At 64.3% G+C, this 26,377-nt stretch carries 27 protein-coding genes, 1 tRNA gene and 1 pseudogene; 10 read left to right on the top strand and 19 right to left on the bottom strand.

What is annotated here, in order from left to right; translation table 11 throughout:
- Nucleotides 1-4 precede the first annotated feature (4 nt).
- Both cueR and ROH8110_RS08035 read right to left on the bottom strand, forming a co-directional pair.
- On the bottom strand, nt 5-391 hold the full coding sequence (cueR, locus tag ROH8110_RS08040) for a Cu(I)-responsive transcriptional regulator (RefSeq protein ID WP_085817252.1): 387 nt from the start codon (nt 389-391) through the stop codon (nt 5-7).
- Complete coding sequence (locus ROH8110_RS08035) at nt 388-2,850, bottom strand: heavy metal translocating P-type ATPase (protein WP_085817251.1); 2,463 nt, start codon at nt 2,848-2,850, stop codon at nt 388-390. The genes cueR and ROH8110_RS08035 overlap by 4 nt, the downstream gene beginning before the upstream one ends.
- A 224-nt stretch (nt 2,851-3,074) precedes the next feature.
- Between ROH8110_RS08035 and ROH8110_RS08030 the strand changes: the two genes are divergently transcribed.
- Nucleotides 3,075-3,737 carry a 50S ribosomal protein L25/general stress protein Ctc gene (locus ROH8110_RS08030; RefSeq protein ID WP_085817801.1) on the top strand — a complete coding sequence of 221 codons (663 nt, stop codon included), beginning with the start codon at nt 3,075-3,077 and terminating at the stop codon, nt 3,735-3,737.
- Nucleotides 3,738-3,975: 238 nt separating this feature from the next.
- Here ROH8110_RS08030 and ROH8110_RS08025 read toward each other — a convergent pair whose 3' ends face one another.
- Nucleotides 3,976-4,656, bottom strand: a complete 681-nt coding sequence (locus tag ROH8110_RS08025; RefSeq protein ID WP_085817250.1) for an FkbM family methyltransferase — start codon at nt 4,654-4,656, stop codon at nt 3,976-3,978.
- 73 nt (nt 4,657-4,729) lie between these two features.
- Here ROH8110_RS08025 and pth point away from each other — a divergent pair, with 73 nt between their 5' ends.
- The 5 genes from pth (at nt 4,730) to ROH8110_RS08000 (ending at nt 9,145) form a co-directional block, all read left to right on the top strand.
- Nucleotides 4,730-5,443 carry an aminoacyl-tRNA hydrolase gene (gene pth / locus ROH8110_RS08020; protein WP_085817249.1) on the top strand — a complete coding sequence of 238 codons (714 nt, stop codon included), beginning with the start codon at nt 4,730-4,732 and terminating at the stop codon, nt 5,441-5,443.
- A gap of 80 nt (nt 5,444-5,523) precedes the next feature.
- The gene (locus ROH8110_RS08015; protein ID WP_085817248.1) at nt 5,524-6,687 is read left to right on the top strand and encodes a serine hydrolase domain-containing protein; all 1,164 of its coding nucleotides are present in this window, start codon (nt 5,524-5,526) and stop codon (nt 6,685-6,687) included.
- A 71-nt stretch (nt 6,688-6,758) separates the two neighbouring features.
- The gene (gene hmuQ / locus ROH8110_RS08010; protein ID WP_085817800.1) at nt 6,759-7,079 is read left to right on the top strand and encodes a heme-degrading protein HmuQ; all 321 of its coding nucleotides are present in this window, start codon (nt 6,759-6,761) and stop codon (nt 7,077-7,079) included.
- A gap of 49 nt (nt 7,080-7,128) precedes the next feature.
- Nucleotides 7,129-7,509: a DUF2237 family protein gene (locus ROH8110_RS08005; protein WP_085817247.1), complete on the top strand. Its 381-nt coding sequence runs from the start codon at nt 7,129-7,131 to the stop codon at nt 7,507-7,509.
- A 76-nt stretch (nt 7,510-7,585) separates the two neighbouring features.
- Nucleotides 7,586-9,145 carry a cation:proton antiporter domain-containing protein gene (locus ROH8110_RS08000; RefSeq protein ID WP_085817246.1) on the top strand — a complete coding sequence of 520 codons (1,560 nt, stop codon included), beginning with the start codon at nt 7,586-7,588 and terminating at the stop codon, nt 9,143-9,145.
- Here ROH8110_RS08000 and trpB read toward each other — a convergent pair.
- The 7 genes and pseudogenes from trpB to cmk all read right to left on the bottom strand — a co-directional run bounded on the left by trpB (nt 9,142) and on the right by cmk (nt 15,312).
- A complete protein-coding gene (gene trpB, locus ROH8110_RS07995) occupies nt 9,142-10,371 on the bottom strand; it encodes a tryptophan synthase subunit beta (RefSeq protein WP_085817245.1) in 1,230 nt (409 codons plus the stop codon). The genes ROH8110_RS08000 and trpB overlap by 4 nt on opposite strands.
- An 81-nt stretch (nt 10,372-10,452) precedes the next feature.
- Complete coding sequence (locus ROH8110_RS07990) at nt 10,453-11,085, bottom strand: class I SAM-dependent DNA methyltransferase (protein ID WP_085817244.1); 633 nt, start codon at nt 11,083-11,085, stop codon at nt 10,453-10,455.
- A gap of 35 nt (nt 11,086-11,120) precedes the next feature.
- Nucleotides 11,121-11,777 (bottom strand): phosphoribosylanthranilate isomerase, encoded by a 657-nt coding sequence (locus ROH8110_RS07985; protein WP_085817243.1) that lies wholly within the window; start codon nt 11,775-11,777, stop codon nt 11,121-11,123.
- An 8-nt stretch (nt 11,778-11,785) separates the two neighbouring features.
- Nucleotides 11,786-12,136, bottom strand: coding sequence for a LapA family protein (locus ROH8110_RS07980; protein ID WP_085817242.1), 351 nt, complete (start codon nt 12,134-12,136; stop codon nt 11,786-11,788).
- A complete protein-coding gene (ihfB, locus tag ROH8110_RS07975; protein ID WP_085817241.1) occupies nt 12,136-12,420 on the bottom strand; it encodes an integration host factor subunit beta in 285 nt (94 codons plus the stop codon). The genes ROH8110_RS07980 and ihfB overlap by 1 nt, the downstream gene beginning before the upstream one ends.
- Nucleotides 12,421-12,733: 313 nt before the next feature.
- Nucleotides 12,734-14,434: pseudogene (gene rpsA / locus ROH8110_RS07970) on the bottom strand (30S ribosomal protein S1); the annotation flags it as partial.
- A 266-nt stretch (nt 14,435-14,700) separates the two neighbouring features.
- Nucleotides 14,701-15,312, bottom strand: a complete 612-nt coding sequence (gene cmk / locus ROH8110_RS07965; protein ID WP_085817799.1) for a (d)CMP kinase — start codon at nt 15,310-15,312, stop codon at nt 14,701-14,703.
- A 348-nt stretch (nt 15,313-15,660) separates the two neighbouring features.
- Between cmk and ROH8110_RS07960 the strand changes: the two genes are divergently transcribed.
- Nucleotides 15,661-15,894, top strand: a complete 234-nt coding sequence (locus ROH8110_RS07960; protein WP_085817239.1) for a hypothetical protein — start codon at nt 15,661-15,663, stop codon at nt 15,892-15,894.
- Nucleotides 15,895-15,951: 57 nt separating this feature from the next.
- On the opposite strand, the gene ROH8110_RS07955 is transcribed toward ROH8110_RS07960, so the two are convergent.
- Nucleotides 15,952-16,025, bottom strand: a tRNA-Gly gene (locus ROH8110_RS07955).
- A gap of 45 nt (nt 16,026-16,070) precedes the next feature.
- Nucleotides 16,071-18,119 carry an ASKHA domain-containing protein gene (locus tag ROH8110_RS07950; protein WP_085817238.1) on the bottom strand — a complete coding sequence of 683 codons (2,049 nt, stop codon included), beginning with the start codon at nt 18,117-18,119 and terminating at the stop codon, nt 16,071-16,073.
- Nucleotides 18,120-18,360: 241 nt separating this feature from the next.
- Here ROH8110_RS07950 and ROH8110_RS07945 point away from each other — a divergent pair, with 241 nt between their 5' ends.
- Nucleotides 18,361-18,984 carry a cysteine hydrolase family protein gene (locus tag ROH8110_RS07945; protein ID WP_085817237.1) on the top strand — a complete coding sequence of 208 codons (624 nt, stop codon included), beginning with the start codon at nt 18,361-18,363 and terminating at the stop codon, nt 18,982-18,984.
- A gap of 5 nt (nt 18,985-18,989) precedes the next feature.
- Here ROH8110_RS07945 and aroA read toward each other — a convergent pair whose 3' ends face one another.
- Entirely contained in the window at nt 18,990-20,336 is a 1,347-nt protein-coding gene (gene aroA / locus ROH8110_RS07940) for a 3-phosphoshikimate 1-carboxyvinyltransferase (RefSeq protein ID WP_085817236.1), read from the bottom strand.
- A gap of 138 nt (nt 20,337-20,474) precedes the next feature.
- Nucleotides 20,475-20,894 (bottom strand): PaaI family thioesterase, encoded by a 420-nt coding sequence (locus ROH8110_RS07935; protein ID WP_085817235.1) that lies wholly within the window; start codon nt 20,892-20,894, stop codon nt 20,475-20,477.
- Nucleotides 20,895-21,033: 139 nt separating this feature from the next.
- On the opposite strand from ROH8110_RS07935, the gene rpe reads away from it, so the two are divergent.
- Together rpe and ROH8110_RS07925 are read left to right on the top strand one after the other, a co-directional pair.
- The gene (gene rpe / locus ROH8110_RS07930) at nt 21,034-21,717 is read left to right on the top strand and encodes a ribulose-phosphate 3-epimerase (protein ID WP_085817798.1); all 684 of its coding nucleotides are present in this window, start codon (nt 21,034-21,036) and stop codon (nt 21,715-21,717) included.
- A gap of 61 nt (nt 21,718-21,778) precedes the next feature.
- Nucleotides 21,779-23,059, top strand: a complete 1,281-nt coding sequence (locus ROH8110_RS07925) for an acetylornithine deacetylase/succinyl-diaminopimelate desuccinylase family protein (RefSeq protein WP_085817234.1) — start codon at nt 21,779-21,781, stop codon at nt 23,057-23,059.
- A 13-nt stretch (nt 23,060-23,072) separates the two neighbouring features.
- On the opposite strand, the gene ROH8110_RS07920 is transcribed toward ROH8110_RS07925, so the two are convergent.
- The 5 genes from ROH8110_RS07920 to ROH8110_RS07900 form a co-directional block, all read right to left on the bottom strand.
- Complete coding sequence (locus ROH8110_RS07920; RefSeq protein WP_085817233.1) at nt 23,073-24,119, bottom strand: threonine aldolase family protein; 1,047 nt, start codon at nt 24,117-24,119, stop codon at nt 23,073-23,075.
- Nucleotides 24,116-24,592, bottom strand: coding sequence for a YcgN family cysteine cluster protein (locus ROH8110_RS07915; protein WP_085817232.1), 477 nt, complete (start codon nt 24,590-24,592; stop codon nt 24,116-24,118). The genes ROH8110_RS07920 and ROH8110_RS07915 overlap by 4 nt, the downstream gene beginning before the upstream one ends.
- On the bottom strand, nt 24,589-25,530 hold the full coding sequence (locus ROH8110_RS07910) for a bifunctional riboflavin kinase/FAD synthetase (protein WP_085817231.1): 942 nt from the start codon (nt 25,528-25,530) through the stop codon (nt 24,589-24,591). Before ROH8110_RS07910 ends, ROH8110_RS07915 begins: the two co-directional genes overlap by 4 nt.
- Before the next feature lie 66 nt (nt 25,531-25,596).
- Entirely contained in the window at nt 25,597-25,779 is a 183-nt protein-coding gene (locus ROH8110_RS07905) for a hypothetical protein (RefSeq protein WP_085817230.1), read from the bottom strand.
- A gap of 121 nt (nt 25,780-25,900) precedes the next feature.
- Nucleotides 25,901-26,344, bottom strand: a complete 444-nt coding sequence (locus ROH8110_RS07900; RefSeq protein WP_085817229.1) for a MaoC family dehydratase — start codon at nt 26,342-26,344, stop codon at nt 25,901-25,903.
- Nucleotides 26,345-26,377 lie beyond the last annotated feature (33 nt).

Below are 26,377 nucleotides of genomic sequence, written 5' to 3'. Positions count from 1 at the left end.
GCGGTCAATCGCGCGCGAGGTCCTGAAGGATCGGGCAATCGGGCCGGTTGTCGCCCGCGCATTCATGCACCAGATGGGTTAGCGTGTCGCGCATCGAGCGCAGCTGCGCGAGCTTCTCCTCGATCCGGTCCAGATGGTCCTGTGCGACACGCTTCACATCGGCGCTGGCGCGCGCATCGTCCTCGTAAAGCGCCAGTAGGGTGCGGCAATCCTCGATCGAGAAACCAAGCGCACGCGCCCGCCCGAGAAAGGCCAGCTTGTGAACATCTCCATCCGCGAAGGCGCGATAGCCATTGGTGTCGCGCGCCGGGCGGATCAGCCCGATTTCTTCGTAATAGCGGATCGTCTTGGGCGGCAGATCGGTGCGCCGGGCAACTTCGGAGATGTTCATGCCGCACCCCTTTCCATCACCGGCCCCAGGCGGCGCAGCCGCAGCGCGTTGCTCAGCACGAAGACCGAGCTCAGCGCCATCGCACCCGCCGCCAGCATCGGCGACAGAAGCGTGCCGGTCAGTGGATACAGCACGCCTGCGGCTACCGGGATAAGGGCGGTGTTATAGGCAAAGGCCCAGAACAGGTTCTGGCGGATGTTGCGCATGGTCGCGCGTGAGAGGCCGATCGCGTTCACCACCCCCGCAAGATCGCCGGAGATCAGAACGATATCCGCCGCCTCGATTGCCACGTCGGTGCCGCTCCCCAAGGCGATGCCGATATCGGCGTCGGCCAGCGCCGGGGCGTCGTTGATGCCATCACCCACGAAAGCGACGGTGCCATGACGCTCGCGCAGGGCGCGAAGGGCTGCGACCTTGCCGTCGGGAAGGACTTCGGACTCGACATGGTCGATGCCCAGTTGCCCGGCGATGGCCTTGGCGGTGGCATGGCTGTCACCGGTGATCATTGCGGTCTGTAGGCCCTGCGCATGAAGCCTGTCGATCACCTTGCGGCTCGTGTCCTTGACCGGGTCTGCCACGGCGAGGATCGCCGCAAGCTGCCCGTCGATGGCCGCGAAAACCGGGGTTTCGCCGCGCGCGCCCATTTCGGTGGCGCGTTCGACAAATGCGCCCGTGTCGATGCCTTCGCGCTCCATCAGGCGCGCGGCGCCGATCAGGAGGTCATGATCATCGACGCGCGCGCCAAGGCCAAAACCGCTGATCGCGCGAAAGCCCTCGGGCTGGGGCAGGTCAAGGCCGTGCTCATGCGCCGCGGCCTCGATGGCGCGGGCGATGGGGTGCTCGGACTGCCCTTCGACAGCGGCGACAAGGCGCAGCATGTCATCCTCGTTCCAGTCCCCGGCAAGCGTCACGCCGGTCAGGCGCGGGCGGCCTTCGGTCAGGGTGCCGGTCTTGTCGAAGGCGACGACGCGCGCCTCGTCGAGCCGTTGCAGCGCATCGCCCTTGCGCAGCAGGACGCCCATTTCGGCGCCGCGCCCGGTCCCCACCATGATTGAGGTAGGCGTGGCAAGGCCCATTGCGCAGGGGCAGGCGACGATCAGGACCGACACCCCCGCCACCAGCGCGAAGGTCAGCGCAGGGTCCGGTCCGAAAACGAGCCAGGCTACGATGGTCGCCAGCGCGGTCGCGATGACTGCAGGCACGAAGACGCCCACCACGCGATCCGCCAGCGACTGGATCGGGAGCTTTGCGCCCTGCGCCTGTTCGACCATCGCGATGATCTGCGACAGCATCGTGTCGCGCCCCACCTTGGTGGCGCGGAACGACAGTGCGCCTTCGCCGTTGATCGTGCCGCCGATCACAACATCGCCGGGCTTTTTTGCGACCGGCACCGGTTCACCCGAGATCATGCTTTCATCGACATAGGAATCGCCGCTCAGAACCTCGCCATCGACGGCGATCTTTTCGCCGGGGCGCACATGCGCGACATCGCCGACGCCGACCTCGTCGATGGAAATCTCGGTGATCCCGCCGTTGCGCTCGACCCGCGCGGTGCGCGGCTGCAAGCCGACCAGCTTCTGGATCGCAGCGCCGGTGCGCCCCTTGGCACGTGCCTCGAGCCAGCGGCCCAGCAGGATGAGGGTGACGATCACCGCCGCGGCCTCGTAATAGACGGCGCGGGTGCCTTCGGGCAGCAGGGCGGGCGCAAAGAGCGCGATCGTGGAAAACACCCAGGCGGCCGACGTGCCAAGCGCCACAAGACTGTTCATGTCGGGCGCTGCGCGCAGCAGGGCCGGGATGCCCCGACTGAAGAAGCTGCGGCCCGGCCAGAGCATGACCAGCGAGGTGAGCGCGAACTGGATCATCCAGGCGGTCTCGCGCCCGATAGTGCCATGAACCTGGTCGCGAAAGCCCGGAATGACATGGCCGCCCATCTCCATGATGAAGACCGGCAGGGTCAGCGCCCCTGCGATCAGCGTCAGGCGACGGGCATGATCGGTCTCGGCAGCGTTGCGGGCCGACTGCGTGCCTTCGCCGCTTTCTCCCGCTGGTCGTGCCGGATAGCCGATATCTGTGAGCGCGCGCGCCAGATTGGCCGCATCATTCGCGCCGCTCAGGTAGCGGATCAGCGCGGTTTGGCTTGCCAGGTTCACCGATGCCTCCAGCACGCCGGGCTGCGCACGCAGCGCATCCTCGACCCGTCCGGTGCAGGAGGCACAGCTCATGCCTGAAATCTCCAGCGTCGCGCTGGATTCGCGCGCGGGGTAATTCGCCGCACTGAGGGCCGCCGCGATCTCGGTGGCCTCGGTTCCATCGACGGTCATCTGGGCCTGGCCATTGGCGAAATTGACCGAGACCCCGCTGACGCCCGGCAGTTGGTCAAGCGCGCGCTCTGCCCGCCCGGCACAGCCTGCGCAAGAAAGATTGTCGATTTCGATGCTAAGTGAGCGCGCTGTCATGATGATCCCCTTTGGTCATTCACATAGGGGTTCCAGTCACGGGAAGGTCAAGGGGTGGCGCGAAATTTCCCCCGTCGCCGCCGCGCGTCGACGCCCGATACCCTTTTAGCACCTGCACATCATGCCGATTCGCCCTTTTCAACTGGGACGATACGGTCTATACGCGCGGCTTCACGCGGGGTGACAGCCTTGGAGGCACCCCGCCCTAACCTATGGAGAACAACATGGCTGGAGAAATTCCTGATCTTCACGCCCAGGAACGCACGGGGACAGGCAAGGGCGCCGCTCGTGCAGTGCGTCGCGCGCATATGGTTCCGGGCATCGTTTTTGGCGGCGACGTCGATCCGCTTCCGATCCAGATCCCCTATAACGTCCTGATCAAGCGCCTGAAAGACGGGCGGTTCAAATCGACCCTGTTCAATCTCAAGGTCGATGGTCATGAAGATGTGCGCGTGATCTGCCGCGACGTGCAGCGCGACGTGGTCAAGGACCTGCCGACGCATCTGGACCTGATGCGCCTGCGCCGGACGACGAAGATCAATCTGTTCATCCCCGTCGAATTCATCGGCGAGGAAGAGGCCCCCGGCATCAAGAGGGGCGGCGTTCTGACCGTCGTGCGCAACGAGATCGAACTGATCGTCACCGCCGGTGACATCCCCGAGAAGATCACCGTCGATCTGTCGGGTCTCGATATCGGCGATACCGTCACCATCAGCCAGGTGACACTGCCCACCGACGCCAAGCCGACCATCGACCGCGATTTCGTGATCTGCAACCTGTCGGCCCCGTCGGCCCTCAAGTCTGCCGAAGACGAGGACGAAGATGAAGAATCCGCCGAGGTTCCGACCGTCGGCGAGGAAGAAGCAGCCGAAGAAGGCGAAAGCTGAGCCATTCCTCATCGGATCGAAAATCAGAAAAGCGGGGCAGCATGCGCGCCCCGCTTTTTTCATGCCGCAATGGCGTTCCCGGCTCTCGCGCGGAAGGGCAATAGCCGCCTTGGCGCTCTGATGCCCAATCGCAGAAATGGGTCAGCGTTCGTGCATGATTGTCCCGGACAATAACCTCACTCGGCCCCTCTGGTGCCTGCCAAGCCGATCCTTCCACGGCTTCTCCAACCTGCTATCGTCAGGTCCCGCGCAGGCGGCGCATGGTAAGGATACGCCCGCGAGAGGGGCCGGGGTCATAGGTCATGCCCGATGCCGACAGGCAATCGACAATCCGCTTGATCACCGTGTCCGGATAGCGCCCCGGATGCAGTTCCATCATCACCACGCGCACATGATCGGGCCAGGGCGCGTCGAACAGGTGTTCTTCTGCGCCCTCGATATCCATGATCACCAGATGCGGCCGGTATTCGCGCAAGAGAGCGTCGATCCCGAGGCAGGGTACCTCGGCCACATTGCCGGGTTTCGAGCTCTCGGTTGCGATATGCGCGCCCCAGAACGCCTTGTCATGGGCGAATCCGATGGTCTCGCCGGGTTTCGCCGTGCGCGTCACCGCGCCATGCAAGAGGGTCACACCACCTTGGCCGTTCAGCTCGAGATTGGCGCGGATGACCGGCAGCATTTCGGGGTTGGCCTCGACAGTGACGACATTCTCTGCGCCCGCGACGCCCGCGCAGAGTGTCGCGATATAGCCAAGCCCCGAGCCCAGTTCGAGCACCCGGTGGCGCGGTCGCAACCGCATCAGCGCCGCGCGCGCCTCATGCGCCTCATAGGCGCCCGACGACAGCTTGTCGGCGATCCTTTCGGTAAGCTTGGCCTCAGGCACCATCAGACGAACCCCATTCACCTCATACTCGGCCATTCACCGCCCTCGATCGTTGATTCCGCCGCTCATGCGGCTTAGACCAGCATCACCAAAGATGGGAGCCGCGGCAATGCTACTGTTTGTGGGCCTGGGAAATCCCGGCGCGAAATACGCCGGAAACCGGCACAATATCGGCTTCATGGCGCTGGACCGGATCGCCGAGGATCACGGCTTCGGGCCGTGGAAGGCGAAGTTCCAGGGCGCGCTCTCTGAGGGGCGGCTTGGCGGCGAACGGGTGCTGTTGCTCAAGCCGATGACCTTCATGAACCTCAGCGGCCAGTCGGTGGGCGAGGCGATGCGCTTTTACAAACTGATGCCCGAGGACGTGACGGTGTTTCACGACGAGCTCGACCTTGCTCCCGGCAAGGTGCGGGTCAAGACAGGCGGCGGACATGCCGGTCATAACGGGCTGCGATCGCTGCATCAGCATATCGGCGAGACCTACCGCCGCGTGCGCCTTGGCATCGGGCATCCGGGCCGCAAGGAGATGGTGGCGCATTACGTATTGCAGGACTTTGCCAAGGCCGATGGTGACTGGTTGGACGATCTGATGCGCGGCATTTCGGACGGCGCGGGCGATCTGGCGGATGACCGCAAGGACCGGTTTCTGAACGCCATCGCGCAGCGCATGGCACCCACCGGTTCCGCAGCCCCGAAAACGCCCCGTGAAAGCACTGCACCCGCCGCGGGTGAGGCCGGAAAGGCCCCCGGCGCGTCACCCGAAGACCCGTCAGCCGGAGATCCGCGCAGCCCGCTGCAGAAGCTGGTCGACAGGTTTCGCTGACTCAACCTCTACGCCACGTCACGCTGGATTCTTCGCGGTAAGGATGCTTTGTTATCAGTAGGGCTGGGGGGAAGCGACAGATGAAGACGATCCTGCGATGGACGATCCGCATCGGGCTGATGCTGCTTTTGGCAGCGCTGGTGCTTGGGCTCTGGAAGCGCGAGGAGATCGCCCGTCTCTGGGCCGTCAATACGCTCTTTGACGAGTCCCGCATCGTCGCCAATTTTTCGCATATGGACCGCGCTTTCCTGACCGTGCCCGTGGCGCGTGGCGATGCGCCGGTGTCCCAGTTGCCGCCCGGTGCCGCCATGACTTTGCCCGAGGGCGCGGCCGAGTGGCTGGAGGCACGCAGCGTGACATCTCTGCTGGTGTTGCATGACGGGCACGTGGTGCATGAAAGCTATCATCAGGGCACGGACCCTGAGGACCTGCGGATCAGCTGGTCGATGGCGAAGAGCTATCTTTCGGCGCTGTTCGGCATCCTGGTCGAGGAAGGCGCGATTGCGTCGCTGGATGATTCGGTGACCGCATACGCGCCCGCCCTTGAGGGCAGCGCCTATGACGGGGCCAGCATCCGCAACGTATTGCAGATGACCAGCGGTGTGACCTTCAACGAGGATTACCTGGATTATTATTCCGACATCAACCGAATGGGCCGCGTGCTGGCGCTGGGCGGTTCGATGGATGGTTTTGCAGCCGGACTGAGCGACCGCGAAGCAGAACCCGGCGCGCGTTGGAAATATGTGTCGATCGACACCCATGTTCTGGGCATGGTCCTGCGCGGCGCCACCGGGCGCGACATTCCCGCGCTTATGTCCGAAAAGGTGATCGCTCCGCTGGGGCTCGAGGCGTCGCCATACTATCTGAGCGATGGCGAGGGCGTGGCCTTCGTGCTGGGCGGGCTCAACATGCGCAGCCGTGACTACGCGCGCTTCGGCCTCATGTATGAACAGATGGGCGAGTATCAGGGCCAACAGATCGTGCCACGCGACTGGGTCGCCGCATCGACCCGCGCCAGTGCGCCGACAAAGCCGGACGAGATCGGTTATGGCTATCAATGGTGGGTGCCGCGCGGCGCGCGTCCCGGAGAGTTTCTGGCTCGCGGCATTTATGGCCAGTATATCTATATCGACCAGCAGGCCGAAGTAGTGATCGTCGTCACCGCTGCTGACCGCGAGTTCCGCAGCGAGGGCGTGCATCAATCCAATGTCGCGATGATGCGTCGCATCAGGGAGGCCCTCTGACCGGTTGAACCCGGAACGGATGCACGGTCTGTTGTCGATGACCGACCACGGACAGAAGGGTGCTGAGCGTCATGGGCTACATCGCGATGAATCGTTTTCAGGTGCGCCACGGGTTCGAGGACCAGTTCGAGACGATGTGGGCCGAGCGTGAAAGCCGCCTTGCCGAGGTCGAGGGCTTTCGCGAGTTTCGCCTGCTGCGCGGCCCGGATGGCGACGGTTTTCGTCTCTATTCCAGCCATGTGCTTTGGGACAGCCGCGCCGCCTTTGAGGCATGGACCACATCACAGCAGTTCCGCGACGCCCACAAGGATGCGGGCCGTGCATCAGCCCGCGAGGCGCTGCTTGGACCGCCCAGTTTCGAGGGCTTCGAGACAGTGTTGCACGAGGGATGATTTTTCGCGCCGGAATGCTATCCTTTCGGAAGAAACCAAAGGGCGCGCTATGATAGACAAGGATGACAGTATCAATGTTCTGGGCGGCAGTCTGGAACCCTGCTCGAATGACCCGCTGACCGGGTTCTTCCGCGACGGGCATTGCAACACCTGCAACGAGGACACGGGCAGCCATACGGTCTGTGCCCTGATGACCGCCGAGTTCCTGGCCTATTCCAAGTATGTCGGCAACGATCTCAGCACCCCGCGCCCCGAATTCGGGTTTGCGGGACTGGAACCCGGCGACCGCTGGTGCCTGTGTGCGGCACGCTTCCTTCAGGCGCATGACGAGGGTTGCGCGCCACGGGTGCGTCTTGGGGCAACGCACCGCCGCGCCCTGGAAATCGTGCCGCTGAATGTGCTCCGGGAACACGCCAACGACCTGAACTGAAACGGCCCGCCCGCGCGGCATGGACAAGGCGCGCGCCATGATTGACACTCCCTACCGGGCCGGGTCGGAGCGTCGAATGTTCGAAGTCATTGCCATCTCTTTCGCGTTTTTTTTCGGGCTGGCGGTGCGCCAGCTTGGGCTGCCGCCGCTTGTCGGCTTCCTTGCTGCCGGTTTTGCCATCAACTTCTTTGGACCTGCCCTGAACCTGCCCGAGCAGAGCGGTGAAATCCTTTACCATGTTGCGCATCTTGGTGTGTTGATGCTGCTCTTCACGGTCGGGCTGAAGCTCAAGCTGCGCCAGATCGCCCAGCCACAGGTCGTGGGCGGGGCGCTTTTGCATTTTGCGATCAGTGTCGGGATTTTCGCACCCGCACTGCGCCTGATCATGGGGCTGGACTGGAACACGGCGCTGTTGCTGGGGATTGCGCTGGCATTCTCCTCGACGGTCTTGGCGGCAAAGCTGCTCGAGACCAAGCGCGAGTTGGGGAGTTTCCACGGGCGCACGGCCATCGGCATCCTGATCGTGCAGGACATCATCGCGCTGGTCGTGCTCGGAATCTGGTCGGGGCAGACGCCGACCATCTGGGCGCTTGGTGTATTTGCTCTGCCGCTCATGCGCCCGGTGCTGCACTGGCTGCTGGATTTCACCGGCCATGACGAGTTGCTGGTGCTGATGGGAATGTTGCTGTCAGTGGTGATCGGCGGCATGGGATTCGAGGCGATGGGGCTGAGCGCCGAGATCGGCGCGCTGGCGATGGGTGTGATGCTGTCGGGCCATCCGCGCGCCAATGAGCTGTCCCACTCGCTCTGGCCGCTCAAGGAGATCTTTCTTGTCGGGTTTTTCCTGCAGATCGGGATGTCGGGCCTGCCCGACCGCGACGCGTTGATCTTCGCCCTGGCGGTGGCGGTGATCCTTCCGCTCAAGGGGGTGCTGTTCTATGCGCTGCTGGTGGCGTTCAAGCTGCGCGCGCGCAGTGCCTTCCTGTCGTCGCTCAGCCTGACGGCCTATTCCGAATTCGGTCTGATTGTCTCGGCGGCGGTGCTGCCCGAGTTCCTTGTGCCACTGGCGCTGGCGGTGTCGCTGTCATTCGTCATCAGCTCACCGCTCAACCGCATGGCTCATCCGCTCTATGATCGGGTCGCGACAGGGCTGTCGCGCTTTCAGCGCAAGACGATCCATCCCGACGAGCAGGCCAAGGACCTTGGCGATGGAGAGGTCCTGGTTCTCGGGATGGGGCGCACAGGGTCGGCCGCCTATGATCGCCTGACAGAAGCCGGGATTCGTGCGGTGGGGCTTGATGCAGATACCTATAAGGCCGCCAGCCACCGCGAGGCAGGGCGTGACGTGCTGTTTGCCGATGCTGAAGACAGCAATTTCTGGCGCAGTGTCAATATGGGCCGGGTGCGTGCGGCGATTCTTGCGATGGACGACATCGAGGCCAAGCTGGTTGCGGCGCGCAGTCTGCGGCGGCGCGGTTTTACGGGGCCGATCGTCGCCCACGCCTTTGACGCGGCGCATCAGGACATGCTGAAAGAGGCAGGCGCCGACGATACCTATCTCACGATGACTCAGGCCGGGGTGGGGCTGGCCGAGCGCGCCGATGCAGCGCTCTACCCGCCCGACCCGATCGTCTAGTCGGCGTCGTCCATGTCAAAGCCGAGATGGCGCGCAACGGTAAAGATGTCCTTGTCGCCCCGCCCGCACATGTTCATGCAGATCAGGTGATCCTCGGGCAGGTCCGGTGCGATCTTCATCACATGGGCCAGCGCATGGCTGGGTTCCAGCGCGGGAATGATCCCCTCGGTTTGGCAGCACAGCTGAAACGCTTCCAGCGCCTCCTTGTCGGTAATCGCCACGTATTCGGCGCGCCCGATATCGTGCAGCCAGCTATGTTCGGGACCGATTCCCGGATAGTCCAGCCCGGCAGAGATTGAATATCCCTCGAGGATCTGCCCGTCATCGTCCTGCAAAAGGTAGGTGCGGTTGCCATGCAGGACGCCGGGGCGCCCGCCGGTCAGGCTGGCGCAGTGCTCCATCTTCTGGTTGACGCCCTTGCCGCCGGCCTCGACGCCAATGACGCGCACGCTCTTGTCGTCAAGGAACGGATAGAACAGGCCCATCGCGTTCGAGCCCCCGCCGATGGCGGCGATGATCGTATCGGGCAGGCGGCCTTCGGCGGCCATCATCTGTTCCTTGGCTTCCTTGCCGATGATCGACTGGAAATCGCGCACCATGGCGGGGTAGGGATGCGGCCCGGCCACCGTGCCGATGCAATAGAACGTATCGCGCACATTGGTCACCCAGTCACGCAGCGCGTCGTTCATCGCGTCCTTGAGCGTGCCGCGCCCGGACGTGACCGGAATCACCTCGGCGCCCAGAAGACGCATGCGGAAAACATTGGGTCGCTGGCGCTCGACGTCATGCGCGCCCATGTAGACCACGCATTTCAGCCCGAACTTGGCGCAGACCGTCGCGGTTGCCACGCCATGCTGGCCCGCGCCGGTCTCGGCGATGATCCGGTTCTTGCCCATGCGCCGCGCCAGGATGATCTGCCCCAGCACGTTGTTGATCTTGTGCGCACCGGTATGGTTCAGTTCATCGCGCTTGAGATAGATCTTGGCGCCGCCCAGATGCTTGGTCAGACGATCCGCATAGTAAAGCGGGCTGGGCCGCCCCACGTAATGGGTCCACAGATCATGCATCTCTTCCCAGAAGGATTCATCGGTCTTGGCATGCTCGTATTGCGCTTCCAGCTCCAGGATCAGCGGCATGAGGGTTTCGGAAACGAACCGCCCGCCGAAATCGCCGAACCGGCCCTTTTCGTCGGGTCCGGTCATGAAAGAGTTGAAAAGATCGTTCATCGCTGCGTGCCTTCCCGTCTGGGCGTTGGTCCTTGTGTTCAATATGGGACGCAGGTGCGGTTTTCCAGCGAAAACCAGCGATCAGAGCATTCGCATCACATGCAGGCGCGACCAGAGCTCTGGCTCGCCCAGAAGATAGGGCCGAAAGGGCGCACTGACCTGCACCTGCTCCCATCGGCCCGCATCCTTCAGCGCGTCGATCACCTCCGGAAAGCCCTGCTCCTCCCATGTGGCGCTGATGAGATTAAACACCCCGATGCCGCCTGGCCGCGTCACGCGCGCCAGTTCGTTCAGGCTTGCCGGCGGCGCATGGCCGGGGCCGAAAGCGCCGATGCAGGTGAAGGCGGCAAAGCTGTCATCGGGAAATGGCAGGCTCTCGGCCATGTTGGCGACCTCAATGGCACCGTACGCCCCGGTGCGCTTTGCGGCTTCGGCCATTTGCCCGGACAGATCGCAGCCGGTGATCGCGCCGTATCCCAGCACCGCCAGTGTCTCGCCCACGAGCCCCGTGCCACAGGCCGCATCCAGGATCGGCCCCTCGCTCGGCCCCAGGTGCCGCGCCAGCATTGCCGCGCCCAGAGATGGCAGGCGGAAGCCCTTTTTCAGATTGTCGGCGTCATAGCTTTGCGACCAGTCGTCATAGATCCGGCGCGCGTCCTCCGGTGTCTTGGCACCGTAGACATTTCCAAGATCGTCGCTTGCCTGGCCGGCCATGTCGCATCCTTCTTCTGTGATCGGTCCGGGTGCGCTCAATCCTCTGTGGCGGCGCGCACGGAGTCAACAAAGGCGCGCATCCTTTCGGGGTCTTTGACCCCAGGCGCGCTCTCGACGCCCGAGGACACATCGACCTGCCGCGCGCCGGTCAGCCGAAGGGCCTTGGCCACGTTGTCGGGCGTAAGCCCGCCCGCGAGCATCCAGGGCTTGGTCCAGCGCCGCCCGCTCAGCAGGGTCCAGTCAAACCGCATGGCATTGCCGCCGGGCCGGTCGGCGCCTTCGGGTGGCTTGGCATCCACGAGGATCTGGTCGGCGACCTTTTCATAAAAGTCGATCTGGGTCAGATCGGTCTCATCGCCCACACCCACAACCTTCATCACCGGCAGCCCGGTGCGGGCCTTGATCTCGGTGACGCGGGCGGGGGTTTCATGACCATGAAGCTGAAGCATGTCGATCGGCACGCGAGCCACCAGTTCATCGAGCAGCGCATCGTCGGGGTCGACCAGCAATGCGACACGGGTAATCCCCTCGGGCACCGCGGCGGCCATGAACTCGGCGGCCTCCAGTTCCAGATGACGGGGTGACTTGGGAAAGAACACGAAGCCGACATAGGACGCCCCCGCGAGGATCGCGGCAGGCACGTCGGCCGGATCGGTCAAGCCGCAGATTTTCACCTTGGTATCGGCTGACATGGCGGCGCTCAGCTAGCCTCGTCAAGCAGGGCCAGGACCTCGTCCTTGCCTTCGTGCTTCTCGCCTTTGAGGCGCCGGACCTCGGCGCGCAGGGCGCTCAACTCGCGCGCCTGACGGGCGGCGGCAACGCGTTCGCCATGCTCCCGGATCCATTCCCAGATGAATCCGATCACCAGACCCGCGACAATCCCACCATAGATCACCACGAACAGCGGCACCTCGTGGCTGGGGTTGAGCGCGGCCAGCCCTGCCAACTCATCCGGCACAAGCTTGACCGCGACAAGGCCGCGATTGGCTAGCGCCACGAGGATCAGGGCGACCGCGAAGATGGCGATCGAAGCATAGCGGACGTAGCGCATCAGGACTTCCCGTTCAGCCGGTCACGCAGCAGTTTGCCGGTCTTGAAGAAGGGCACATGCTTTTCCTCGACATGCACGGATTCCCCGGTGCGCGGGTTGCGACCGGTGCGCGCATCCCGCTTCTTGACCGAAAAGGCGCCGAAGCCGCGCAGCTCGACACGGCTTCCGTTCGCCATGGCGTTGGTGATCTCGTTGAAGATCGTGTTCACGATACGCTCGACATCCCGCTGATAAAGATGTGGATTTTCTTCTGAAATTTTCTGGATCAATTCCGACCGGATCATCGGCACTCCCCCGGGTTTTCTGGTTCTTGGCGCAAGCAGCAGTCCCGAGGACTATAGTTACTATCGGGAAAAATCGAAACAGAAACACTTGTCCCGACAGGGTGAAATCCGGCCCTTTTTCGCCTGTTGCATGGAAAAACGCGCGTCGCGAGACGCTTGGACCGCGCGCAGGCGTCAGTGCGCCCGAATTTTTGCACCGCAGCAAAGCCGTTGATTCGCAAAGGGAAAGCGCGGCCCTCGCTGTCCCTGAAAGCAAAACGGCCCCGCAATGATGCGGGGCCGTTCCACGTGATCTTGGTATGAAGCGTCAGCTTCAGCCCTTGTCGTCCTCGTCGCCCTTGAGGGCTGCGCCGAGAATGTCGCCCAGCGAAGCACCCGAGTCCGAGCTGCCATACTGTTCGACGGCTTCTTTCTCTTCGGCGATTTCGCGTGCCTTGATCGACAGGCCCAGACGGCGGCTCTTGGGGTCGACATTGGTGACGCGCACGTCGACCTTGTCGCCCACCGAGAAACGCTCGGGACGCTGTTCGGAACGGTCACGGCTGAGGTCCGAGCGGCGGATGAAGGATTTGAATCCATCATGCTGCACTTCGATACCGCCATCCTCGATCGAGGTCACTTCGACGGTGATGATCGAACCGCGCTTGACGCCGCCGATGGCCTCGGCGAAGGGGTCGCCGTCCAGTGCCTTGATCGAAAGCGAGATACGCTCTTTCTCGACATCGACTTCCGAGACGACGGCCTTGACGACATCGCCCTTCTTGTAGCTCTGGATCGCGTCTTCACCACGTTCGTCCCAGCTCAGGTCGCTGAGGTGAACCATGCCGTCGATCTCGCCGGGCAGGCCGATGAACAGACCGAATTCGGTGATGTTCTTGACCTCGCCCTCGACCTCGGTGCCGACCGGGTGGGTTTCTGCAAACACCTCCCACGGGTTACGCTGCGTCTGCTTGAGACCCAGAGACACGCGGCGCTTGGCCTGGTCGATCTCCAGCACCATGACCTCGACTTCCTGGCTGGTCGAAACGATCTTGCCGGGATGCACGTTCTTCTTGGTCCAGGACATTTCCGAGACGTGAACCAGGCCTTCGACACCGGGTTCCAGCTCCACGAAGGCGCCATAATCGGTGATGTTGGTCACGCGGCCGGTATGGACCGAAGCCAGCGGATACTTGGCGGCAACCAGATCCCACGGATCGTCCTGAAGCTGCTTGATGCCCAGGCTGATACGATGGGTTTCCTTGTTGATCTTGATGACCTGAACCTTGACGGTTTCGCCGATCGACAGGATCTCCGAGGGGTGATTGACGCGGCGCCATGCCATGTCGGTGACGTGCAGCAGGCCGTCCACACCGCCCAGGTCCACGAAGGCCCCGTATTCGGTGATGTTCTTGACCACGCCGTCCACGGTGTCGCCTTCGGTCAGCTGCGAGATGACCTCGGCACGCTGCTCGGCGCGGCTTTCTTCCAGAATGGCGCGGCGCGACACGACGATGTTGCCACGGCGGCGATCCATCTTGAGGATCTGGAACGGTTGCTTGAGACCCATCAGCGGGCCAGCGTCGCGCACGGGGCGCACATCGACCTGGCTGCCCGGCAGGAAGGCCACGGCTCCGCCGAGGTCGACGGTAAAGCCACCCTTGACGCGGCCGAATATCGCGCCTTCGACGCGCTGATCGTCCGCATAGGCCTTTTCAAGACGGTCCCATGCCTCTTCGCGGCGGGCCATCTCACGGCTGATGACGGCTTCGCCACGGGCGTTCTCCGCGGCGCGCAGATAGACTTCGACCTCGTCGCCGGGGGCGATTTCGGGCGCTTCGCCGGGATTTGCGAATTCCTTGAGATCGACGCGGCCTTCCATCTTGTAGCCGACATCGATGATGGCTTGGCCCGCTTCGACGGCGATGACCTTGCCTTTGACGACAGAGCCCTCTTGGGGCGTGTCCATTTCGAGGCTTTCATTCAGGAGGGCCTCGAATTCCTCCATGGTTGCGTTCTGAGCCATGTGGCGTGTTTTTCCTTTACGTCTTCGGTTTTTCGGGCCGTGCGGTTGTCTCCGCCGGTCTTGGGGTTTCGTTGGTCAGACGTGCCACAAAACAAAGAGGGCCGGTAACCCGACCCTGCTCGATCTCTTTATTGGTGGCGTTGATCGCCTTGTCGACAAGGGCGCGTTTAGCCTCTTGCGCCTTGTATTGCAAGCCCCCAGTGCGGTTCTGGGGCGCGGATGGCGGGGCCTTGCCGCTTGGTGCTGCGAAGGCGTGTCTAAGTCCGTCAGGGCGTTCAGGCGCTCCGCCGTGCCTCGATCATCTCGATGGCGGCGGCGATGGCCTCGTCGATGCTCATGCGCGAGGTGTCCAGCGTCACCGCGTCATCCGCGGGTTTCAGCGGCGCGGCCGCACGGGCGCTGTCGCGCGCGTCACGGGTGCGCAAGTCGGCGAGAACATCGTCGTAGCTGTCCTCGAACCCCTTTTCACGCAGCTCCTTCCAGCGCCGGTTGGCACGGATATCGTCAGAGGCGGTCACGAACAGCTTCACCTCGGCGTCGGGGCAGATCACCGTGCCTATATCGCGCCCGTCGAGCACTGCGCCCCCAGCGCGCCGGGCGAAGGCGCGCTGGAAATCGACCAGCGCCTGACGCACCTCGGGGATTGCAGCCACCCGGCTCGCGGCCTGGGTGACATCCGGGCCGCGCAGGTCCTCGGCCTCGAGGTCGTGCGCTTGCAGGTTCCGCGCTGCCTCGACCGGGTCGGTGCCGTCCAGCGTGCGCCGTCCGGTCGCGCGATAGAGCAGGCCCGTATCCAGATGCGCGAAACCGAAATGCGCTGCCACGGCGCGCGAAACCGTGCCCTTTCCGGCCGCTGCCGGACCGTCGATCGCGATGGTGAAACCCATATCGGCCCCCGTTTCTTCCGAATGCCATGGGTAGAGTAAGCCAGCGCCGCGCTCAAGCCTCGCGCTGCGCGACATGACATGTTGCCGACGGCCCCCGCTGCTGGAAAACGCGGGCGCAGGGGCGAATTATTGTTCTCGATTTCAAAACAATCATTCGGATCGGGCGCCAAAATGGAAACATCTCGTGCGGTTGGCGAACAATCCTCACTGCCATTGGTGCAGGGTCCGATGCATCCGATGGCCGGGTTTTCAAAATTTTGCCATTTTTGCATGGCTTAACTGCGCAATCTTCACGAGTGTTTCGGGTGCAATTCATGACGATTATTATTTATACGCAGGACATTACACATGACCGATTCTGAGGATCAGCCCAGCCATCATTCCATGGCAGAGGGCCGAAGCCCGCATTTGAACCCATCCGAAACGACAGCTCCCGGATCCCGCATCGGCCGCCTGCGTGCGCGCCTGCCCGGCCTTGAAGTGGTGCTGCTTGTCATTGCCATCCTGATGATCGCGGTCGCGCTGCCCCTGGAGGCGGGAACGTTTCCGTTCTCGGAGTCATCGTCGGCAAAGGATGACTGACAGCTGGGTGCGACCAAACGGATGATCCGGGCGAGCCGGAACGCAAGGGGATAAAGCTGGAGCGGGTAGCGGGAATCGAACCCGCAACTTAAGCTTGGGAAGCTCGCGTGATACCTTTTCACCATACCCGCTCAGCGTCGCACTAGGTAGGAAATCCGCGCATCGCGGTCAAGAGCCTATCGCCGCCGTCTGCGCCGCCGCCCGCCGTCTGCGCTGTCGCCCGATGGACCGACATTGAAACTGACCTGGGGGAGCGGCACGATCTTCGACAGTTCCGGGAACGGGTCGGTCTTGTGGGGTATCGCGTTGGCGGCCACGAAATGCTCCTGAAACTTGGGCTCGATCGCGGTTTCGACCTTGGTGATCTGACGCACGACGCGTTCGATTTCGACGCGCGCGGCGACATTGCACAGCGCAATCCGCGCGCCAGTGCCCGCAGCGTTGCCCGCGCTTGTTACCTTGTCGAGCGGCACATCCGGGATCATCCCCAGCACCATCGCGTGTTTGGGGCTGATATGCGCACCGAACGCCCCGGCCAGAACCACCCGGTCCACGTGATCGACACCGCGTTCGTCCATCAACAGCCGCGCCCCGGCATAAAGCGCCGACTTGGCCAGCTGGATCGCCCGGATATCGCCCTGCGTGACGGTGATGCGCGGCCCGCCTTCGGCGCTGGCGTCATGGACGAGATAGGCATGGGTGCGCCCCTCGGGCACCGACCGCGGCGTGCCGGTGGCCTCGGCCGATCCAATCAGGCCGCTTTCGTCCAGAAGGCCCGCCATGCGCATCTCGGCCACCGCTTCGATGATGCCCGAGCCGCAAATGCCGGTGATCCCGGTCTCGGCGGTTTCCGCGTCGAACCCTTCCTCATCCGACCACTTGTCGCAGCCGATCACGCGAAAGCGCGGCTCCTTGGTGTCGGGGTCGATGCGGATCGCCTCGATGGCGCCGGGCGCCGCGCGCTGCCCGCTCGAGATCTGCGCCCCCTCGAAGGCCGGTCCAGTGGGCGAGGAACACGCCAGCACACGGCTGGTATCGCCCAACAGGATTTCCGCATTGGTGCCCACATCCACAACCAGCACGAGATCCTCGGACTTGCCGGGCTCCTCGCTCAGCGCGACGGCGGCGGCATCGGCCCCTACATGGCCGGCGATACAGGGCAGGATATAGGTGCGCGCACGCGGATTGATCGCGCCCAGATCCAGCTCGCGCGCTGCCATCGAGATCGACTGCGATGTCGCCAGCGCAAAGGGTGCCTGGCCCAGTTCCACCGGATCGATCCCCAGCAACAGGTGGTGCATCACCGGGTTGCATACGAATACCGTCTCGACGATCAGAATCGGGTCGATCCCGGCCTCCTCGGCGATGCCGGTGGCCAGCGCGTCGATCGCCTCGCGCACGGCGCGGGTCATTTCCTTGTCGCCGCCCGGATTCATCATCGCATAGCTGACGCGGCTCATCAGGTCCTCGCCAAAGCGGATCTGCGGGTTCATGATTCCTGAGCTGGCCTTGACCTCGCCGGTATCGAGATCGGTCAGATGGGCCGCGATGGTGGTCGAGCCAAGGTCGATCGCCAGCCCGTAAAGCCCGCCCTCATGCAGTCCCGGCCAGATCTCGATCACCCGCGCCACATCGTCCGCGTGGGATTTGTGCAGCGCGACCGTGACCTGAAACTTGCCCTTGCGCAGCACCGGTTGCAGGCGCGCCAGCAGCGATTGGTCGGCGCGGATCGCGGGAATGTCCCATTCCCGCTCGAGCGCCCGCGCCAGCCGTTCCAGATCGCCGGTGGGTTCGTGCATGTCGGGTTCATCCACCTCGACGAAATAGAGCCGCGTGGCCGGGTCCATCTCGATCACCCGCGCCGAGGCCGCCTTGCGCACCACCTGCCGGTGAACCTGGCTTTCGGCGGGCACGTCGATCACCACATCGCCCATGATCTGCGCTTGGCAGCCCAGCCGCCGGCCCGGTTTCAACCCGCGCTTCTGCTCATAGCGCTCTTCGACCGCGTTCCATTCCGACAGCGCATCGTCGGCCACGGTGATCGCATGTTTCGAGAACGATCCGTAGGACGGCGCGACCTGGCATTTCGAGCAGATCCCCCGGCCGCCGCAGACCGAATCGAGATCGACACCAAGCTGGCGCGCCGCGGTCAGAACGGGGGTTCCCTTCGGAAAGCGGCCACGCTTGCCCGAAGGCGTGAAAACGACCAGCGGATCCTGGGTCATTGGGGGAGGTCCTCGTGATTTGGCAAATGCTCTGGGGGAACATAAGGCAAGGGCCGCCGGGTTACAGCCTGCAACCGTCAGAAAATGTTCCATCGGCGGCATCGGCGCGCCCACCCGGCGCGCGGAGCCTTGATGGGGCGGCTCTGCGGCTTGCCTTGATCCTTCAAACCGTGCAGGAAATATGCATGGAACTGGTGAAACATCTGAAACGACAGGATGAAATCCAAGTGCGGAGGCACCCGTGATCTGGGCCGGAATCGTCGCGCTGGCAGGTTGCGGCGCGCTTTGGCTCTGGGTCACGGCGCGCCACATGGTGCGCGCGACCGAAGGTGTTCCTGTGCCTGCGCGCCCCGGCACCGCGCTTGTGCTGGTCGAGTTGCAGGAGGCGTTCTGGAACGATGCCCATCACGGCGCGCCGGACCGCCATCGCGTCGAGGCCGCGGTCGCCCGCGAGGCCGAACTGGCGCGCCACCGCGACCAGCCGGTGATCGCATTGCGGCAGGAATGGTCCGGTCTTGCCACCCGCCTGATCGCCCGCGCCACGCGCCCCGGCGCGCCTCTCAGGGGCGGGGCCGGCGTGGGTCTGGCGGCGCCGTTTCACGGGCTGGCCGATCACGTCGTGGTCAAGCGGGTCGAGGACGGATTCGAGACTGGCGAGCTTGATGCGGTGCTGGGCGCGCTCCATGTGGGCCGCTTGCGATTGATGGGGCGCGATGGCTGCGCGGGTCTGGCGCGCACGGCGCAGGCAGCGCTCAATCGCGGTTACGAGGTCGAACTGGTGCGCGACGGCATCGCGGCATCGGACGTCGCCACCTTCGCCGCGATGCGCGATGCGCTGCTCAGTCAGGGCGCGCGCGTGGTCTGAAAGCCTCAGCCGCGCCGGATATCCGCGCCAAGCCCGCCCATCAGCGCCTCGAAGATCGGAAAGGAGGTGGCGATCGGCCCGCCATCATCCACACTGACGGGCTTATTCGTGGCCATGCCCATCACCAGGAACGACATGGCGATGCGGTGATCGAGATGGCTGGCGCAGATGGCGCCGCCCGGCACCCCACCCGCGCCGCGCCCCTCGACGATCCACCAGTCGGGGCCGTCCTCGACGCTTACGCCATTGGCGCGCAGCCCTGTCGCCATCGCCTCGATCCGGTCGGATTCCTTGACCCGCAACTCCTTGACGCCGCGCATTACCGTCGCGCCCTGCGCAAAGGCCGCGACGACCGAGAGGACCGGGTATTCGTCGATCATCGACGCCGCGCGTGCGGGCGGCACCTCGATTCCCTTCATGTCGGGCGAGAACCGCGCGCGCAGATCCGCCACCGGCTCGCCACCCTCCTCGCGCTCGTTCTCATAGCTCAGGTCCGCGCCCATCTCGCGCAGCGTGGTGAACAGGCCGGCACGGGTGGGGTTCAGCCCGATATTGGGCACCAGAACGTCGGAGCCTTCGGTGATCAGCGCCGCACAGACAGGGAAGGCCGCCGAACTGGGGTCACGCGGGACGACGATGCTTTGCGGCTCAAGTTCCGGCTGGCCTGTCAGGGTGATGACGCGGCCCTCGCCGGTTTCTTCGGTGGTGATCTCGGCGCCAAAGCCCGCCAGCATGCGTTCGGTATGGTCGCGGGTTGCCTCCTCCTCGATCACCACGGTCTGGCCCGGCGCGTTGAGTCCGGCCAGCAGCACCGCCGACTTGACCTGAGCCGAAGGCACGGGAACCGTGTAACGCACCGGCACCGGGTCGGCGGCGCCGGTGATGGTCATCGGCAGGCGCCCGCCCGCGCGCCCCACCGCCTGCGCCCCGAACAGCGCCAGCGGATCGGTGATCCGCGCCATCGGCCGCTTGTTGAGGCTGGCATCGCCGGTAAAGGTCGCGGTGATCGGCGAGGTCGCCATCGCCCCCATGATCAGCCGCACACCGGTGCCCGAATTGCCGCAGTCGATCACCTGTTCCGGCTCTGCGAAACCACCGACGCCAACACCGTGGACGCGCCATGTCCCGTCATCGTCGCGGCCGACCTCGGCGCCAAAGGCGCGCATCGCCGAGGCGGTGTCCAGCACGTCCTGCCCTTCCAGCAGCCCGGTGATCGCCGTCTCTCCCACCGCCAGCGCGCCGAGAATCAGCGCGCGGTGCGAAATCGACTTGTCGCCCGGCACTTCGGCGATGCCCTGAAGGCCCGCCGCGCGGTGCGAGATCATCGGAATGGGAGAGCCGTGGCCGGACATGGGCGCGCCTTTCGTCAATATGTCAGACGCCTGATAGCGTAACCCCCGCGTCGCGTCCATTGGTCAGACGAATGCGCCGGGCGGTAAGGGCGGATGCCTCCGGCGGGAGTATTTCGGGCAGGATGAAGTCGCGGGCGATCAGGAGCCGGGGGTGCCCCGATAGCGAAAGACGCCGGTGGCGGTCGCGATCAATGTCCCGGCCTCGTCCGTGACGCTGCCTTCGGCGAAAAATGTCTTGCGCCCGCCGCCGGTCTTGCGGGCCTGCGCGATCAGCCGCTGGCCGCCCGGCTGTGCAAGGTAGTTGACCGTCATCGACAGGGTCAGCGCGTGCTGGCGCAGCGCCGGATCGCCGGTGTGGCAGCCCGCATATCCCATTGCCGTGTCGAGCAGGGTTGCGTGCAATCCCCCATGCGGCAGCTCCTGCCGGTTCAGAAGATTGGGTGCCAGCGTCACCTCGACCTGCGCCCATCCCGCATCCCAGCCGGTCAGCTCGATCCCGAGATGCCGGGCCATTGCGGTCAACGGTTCGGCAAGAATCGGGTCGTGGTCTTTGGTCATCTGGGATCCTGTCACTGCATGCGCGCGGTCGCGCGGAAACTGGCACGAAACCCTGCCCGGTGCAATTGCGCCCCGGCGCCGGGACTTGACCTTGGCGCGCGCAGGTCGCATGTGCAAGGCAGCCAAGGGGGATGCCGCCATGAGTTTCGATCGTTCCATCAAGATCGCGCCGTCGATCCTGAGCGCAGATTTCGCCAATTTCGGGCAGGAGATCCGATGTGTCGAGGCCGAGGGGGCCGACTGGATCCATGTCGACGTGATGGATGGGCATTTCGTGCCCAACCTCACCTTCGGCCCGCCGATGTGCGCCGCGATCCGCAAGCATGTTACCACGGTGATGGATGTGCATCTGATGATCGCACCCGTCGATCCCTATATCGAGGCCTTCGCCGAGGCGGGCGCCGATGTGCTGACCGCCCATCTGGAGGCAGGCCCGCATATTCACCGAACGCTTCAGGCGATCCGTGCCGCCGGGTGCAAGGCTGGCCTGGCGCTCAATCCCGGCACCGGGATCGAGGATGTGGACTACCTGCTCGACATGATCGATCTCGTCTGCGTGATGACGGTCAATCCCGGATTTGGCGGGCAATCCTTCATTCACAGCCAGGTCGAAAAGGTGCGCCGCCTGCGCGAAAAGATCGGTGACCGCCCGATCCATATCGAGATCGACGGCGGCATCACGCCCCTGACCGCGCCGCTCATGGCCGAGGCGGGGGCCGATGTGCTGGTCGCCGGGTCGGCCGTGTTCAAGGGCGGAAGCGTTGTCGACCCTGCGCCATATGGCGACAATATCCGCGCCATTCGGGCCGCCTGCGCATCTTGAACCGGGGCCTGGGCAAAGTTTCCGCTGGCCTTGGCGCGGGCTCGCGGGGCAAGCTTGACCCATGAGGATCAAGGACAGACTGACCCGCGAGATAGAAGCGCGGCGCGACGATTTGGTGGCGCTGACGCAGGATCTCATCCGCATTCCCACCCGCAACCCGCCCGGCGAGAATTACCGAGAGATCTGCGATTATCTCGACCGGCGGCTCCTGCGCGCGGGTTTTCATACCGAGCTGATCCGCGCGACGGGCGCGATCGGCGACAGCGACCGGCATCCGCGCTGGAATATCGTCGCCCGCCGCGAGGGCGCGCGCCCCGGCGCCTGCGTGCATTTCAACTCCCATATCGACGTGGTCGAGGTTGGTCATGGCTGGACGACCGATCCCTTCGGTGGCGAGGTCCGGGATGGCCGCATCTATGGGCGCGGCGCCTGTGACATGAAGGGCGGGCTTGCCGCCAGCATCATCGCCGCCGAGGCCTTTGTTGCGAGCTGTCCCGATTTCGCCGGCGCGATCGAGATCAGCGGCACCGCCGACGAGGAATCGGGGGGCTTCGGCGGCGTCGCATACCTGGCGGAAAAGGGCTGGTTCAACCCCGAGCGCGTGCAGCATGTGATCATCCCGGAACCGCTCAACAAGGATCGGATCTGCCTTGGTCATCGCGGGGTCTGGTGGGCCGAGATCGAAACCCATGGCGAGATCGCCCACGGCTCGATGCCGTTTCTGGGCGATTGTGCCGTGCGCCACATGGGGGCGGTGATCGACGCGATGGAGCAGAACCTGTTTCCCGCGCTGGCGCAAAAGCGCACCGACATGCCGGTCGTCCCCGAGGGCGCGCGCCAATCGACGCTCAACATCAACTCGATTCATGGCGGCGAGCCCGAACAGGCCGCCGATTACACCGGCTTGCCCAGCCCATGCGTACCCGATCGCTGCCGCATGGTGATCGACCGCCGTTTCCTGATCGAAGAGGATATCGGCGCGGTCGAGTCCGAGATTCGCGACCTGCTGGAAACCCTGCGCAAGGGGCGACCCGGGTTCGACTATGAAATCCGCGAATTGCACCGCGTCCTGCCCAGCATGACCGAAAAGGATGCCCCGGTCGTGGGCGCGGTGGCGCGCGGGGTCGCGCAGGTTTTCGGGCGCGAGGCGGACTACGTGGTCAGCCCCGGTACCTATGACCAGAAACATATCGACCGGATCGGGCGGTTGAAGAACTGCATCGCCTACGGTCCGGGAATCCTGGACTTGGCGCACAAGCCCGACGAATATGTCGGGATCGACGACATGGTGCAGTCGGCGCAGGTGATGGGGCTGGCGCTGCACGAGCTGCTCGGGGGCTGAAACGCAGGGCCCTTCAGCCCTTCGCGATATCGATAAAGCGGTCGATCTCGGCTTCATCGATGGACCAGTCGCAGACAAGGCGCATCGGCAGCGGTTCATCTTCCGGGCCGGTCTCGAGCGGGCCGCCATTGAGATGATATCGCGCGCCGGCTTCCTTCAGGCGCTGATGGGTCGCGCGTGGCAGCGTGGCGAAGATCATGTTGGCCTGCGGTTCGGCCAGGAAGTGACAATCGGGCAGGGTGCCCAGCCCCTGTGCCAGCCGCGCCGCGCGGGCATTGGCGGCGCGCGCCGATGTCAGCCACAGATCGTCCGCTAGGTAGGCGAGCATCTGCGCGGAAAGGAAACGGTGCTTGGAAAAGAGGTGCGCTGCGCGCTTGCGGCGGAGCTCGAATTCCCACGCCTTTTCCGGGTTGAAGAAGATCACCGCCTCGACCCCGATGCAGCCGTTCTTGGTACCCCCGAAACTGACCGCGTCGATTCCCGCTTTCCATGTCATTTCGGCCGGGCTGCAGCCAAGCGCCACCAGCGCATTGGCAAAGCGCGCACCGTCCAGATGCACCGGCAGCCCATGAGCCGCAGCGACGCCCGACAGCGCGCCCAGTTCCTCGAGCGAGTAAAGCCGCCCCATTTCGGTGACCTGCGTGAGCGAGACCGGACCGGGTTGCGCCACATGGACGTTGCCATGCCCCGCGCCGGCAATGGCGTGGTCCAGCGCCTCGGGCGTCATCTTGTCATCCGCGCCCACCAGCGTCAGCTTGGAGCCGCAGGTATAGAATTCCGGGGCCTGGCATTCATCGCAATTGATATGCGCGAGCGGCGTGCAATAGATCGTCTGCCAGGGCTGCGCCAGCGTGGCCAGCGCCAGCGCATTTGCCGCCGTGCCCGTCGCAACGAGGTAGATCGCGGCCTCGGGGGCCTCGAAGATGTCGCCCATCTGGGCGCGCAGCTCGGTCATTGCGTCCTCGGCACCGTAAGAGGGCGCAAAGCCCTCGTTGGCGGAGGTGAGGGCCGCGATGATCTGCTGATGCGCGGGGCCGCCGTTGTCGGATGCGAAATTCATACGCCGGGCTCCTCGATCTGATGGTCTTCCCAGTGGTCCTCGTCCACTTCGAACTCAGGGATGGTGGCGTCGCGTACCGATACTCCTGCCGCGTGCACGCTTTCGGGGTCTCCCGATATCAGCGGGTGCCAGTCGAACAGCGGCTTGCCCTGGTGCAAAAGCTTGTAGGCGCAGGTCTCGGGCATCCAGTAGAGGTGCCCTTCAAGGTTGCCCGCGTCAAGCGAGATGCATTCGGGCACGAACTGGTGGCGGATTTCGTATTGCGCGCAGCGACAGGTCGAATCGTCGAACAGGCGGCAGGCGACGCGGGTCAGCGCCACTTCGCCCGTATCCTCATCCTCGAGTTTGTTGAGGCAGCATTTGCCGCAACCGTCGCAGAGCGCCTCCCATTCGTGGCGCGTCATGCGGGCAAGCGGCGTGGTTTCCCAGAAGCGCGGGCGCAAGCCGCTGCGGTCGATCGGGTCGTCACTCATAGCCGCTTGAGAATGCCGCGCGCCTGCGCGCAATCGGCATCCATTTGCGCAATGAAGGCATCGAGGCTTTCAAATGTCTCTTCCGGGCGCAGGTATTCGACCAGCGCGACCGACAATTCCGTGCCGTAAAGATCGCCCGAGAAATCGAACAGGAAGGTCTCCAGATTGGCGACCTCGCCATGAAACATCGGGCGCACGCCCAGCGACGCGGCACCGTGATACTGCCCCGCATGGGGGCCATCCAGCACATCGACCAGCACCGCATAGACGCCGAAACGCGGCGGGTGCAGCCCTTCGATCGACATGTTGGCCGTGGGATAGCCCAGCTCGCGGCCGCGCTGCTCGCCACCTACGACCATACCCTCGATCCGGTGCCAGTGGCCCAGCATGGCGGCGGCGTCGCGCGGGCGTCCCTCGCTCAGCGCGGTGCGGATCGCGGTGGATGACACTTCCTGTCCCTTGCCGCTTTCCAGCAGGCGGGTGATCGTGACGCCGAAGCCCATTTCGCGGCCGAATCGCTCAAGATCCCCGGCGTCACCCGCGCGGCCCTTGCCAAAGCAGAAATCGGCCCCCACCACCACGTGGCTGAGGCCAAGACCACGCGACAGCACGTTGCGGGCGAATTCATAGGGCGACAGCGCCGCCATGCCTGCGTTGAAATTCAGCTCATAAAGCTTGTCCACACCCAGCTTTTCCAGCCGGTGGGCGCGCGCCTCGCGTCCCATCAGGCGAAAGGGCGGCGCTTCGGGCGCGAAATGCTCACGCGGATGGGGCTCGAAGGTCAGGACACCAAGCGGCACATCCAGCGCCCTTGCCTGCGTGCGGGCGATATCGATCACCGACTGATGCCCCAGATGCACACCATCGAAATTGCCGATGGCGACCGAGGCGCCCCGGTCGGCCGTTTCCACGTAATCATAGTCGCGCACGATCTGCATGGGGCAGGGGTAGCCCCATGTCAGCGCGGGTGCAAGCGCGATACACGCCCCCGGCGCGGTCCGCTGTCAGGTCTGGCGCGGCCCGCGCATCTCGGCGATGGCGAGGCGGATTTTCTTCCAGTTCTCGGCTTCCCGGCGCTGTCCGGCCTCGTCTGATTCGCGCATCCGGCGGGCCGCGAAAGCCTGCGCCTTGCCGCCCAGCGACGATAGCAGCGCACGGGCATGTTGAGTTGCCTTGCTGGTGTCCATGCCTTGTCCTCCCGTTTCTGGATCAGATTCAAGGTGGGAGCGACAGCATAGCACGGCAGGCGCGCGACCGATCAAGGGCGGCGTTAAATCGCGGTATCTTGCGGCGGGAAGGCGCGCAGGATCAGTCGAACTTGCCCGAGGGCGCCAACACCGTGGCTTCGCCGATCAGCACCTTCTTGCCATTCACGAGGCATCGGCAATCCAGCTGCACGCGCCGCTTGGAATGATCTATGCCGATCACCTCGACCTCGGCCAGTACCATATCGCCGGGGCGCACGGGGGCAAGGAACTTGAGCGTCTGGCCCATATAGACAGTGCCGTGGCCCGGAAGCTGCTCGCCGATCACCGCCGAAATCAGTCCGGCAGTCAGCATCCCGTGCGCGATCCGCCCCTCGAAGATGGTGTCCTGCGCATAGGCATCATCGAGATGGACCGGATTGCGGTCGGTCGAGACCTGCGCGAACATCTCGATATCCTCATCGGTCACGACTTTGCGAAGGCTGCGGGTCATGCCCATCTCGATCTGCTCGATGGTGATGGTTCCGCGCGGCATATTATCCAACATTCGCCCCCTCCTGATCTGCCAGTGGGTAATATT

Source organism: Roseovarius halotolerans (assembly GCF_900172255.1).
GTDB classification, from domain to species: Bacteria; Pseudomonadota; Alphaproteobacteria; order Rhodobacterales; family Rhodobacteraceae; genus Roseovarius; species Roseovarius halotolerans.
This window is presented reverse-complemented; position numbering and strand designations above follow the sequence as displayed.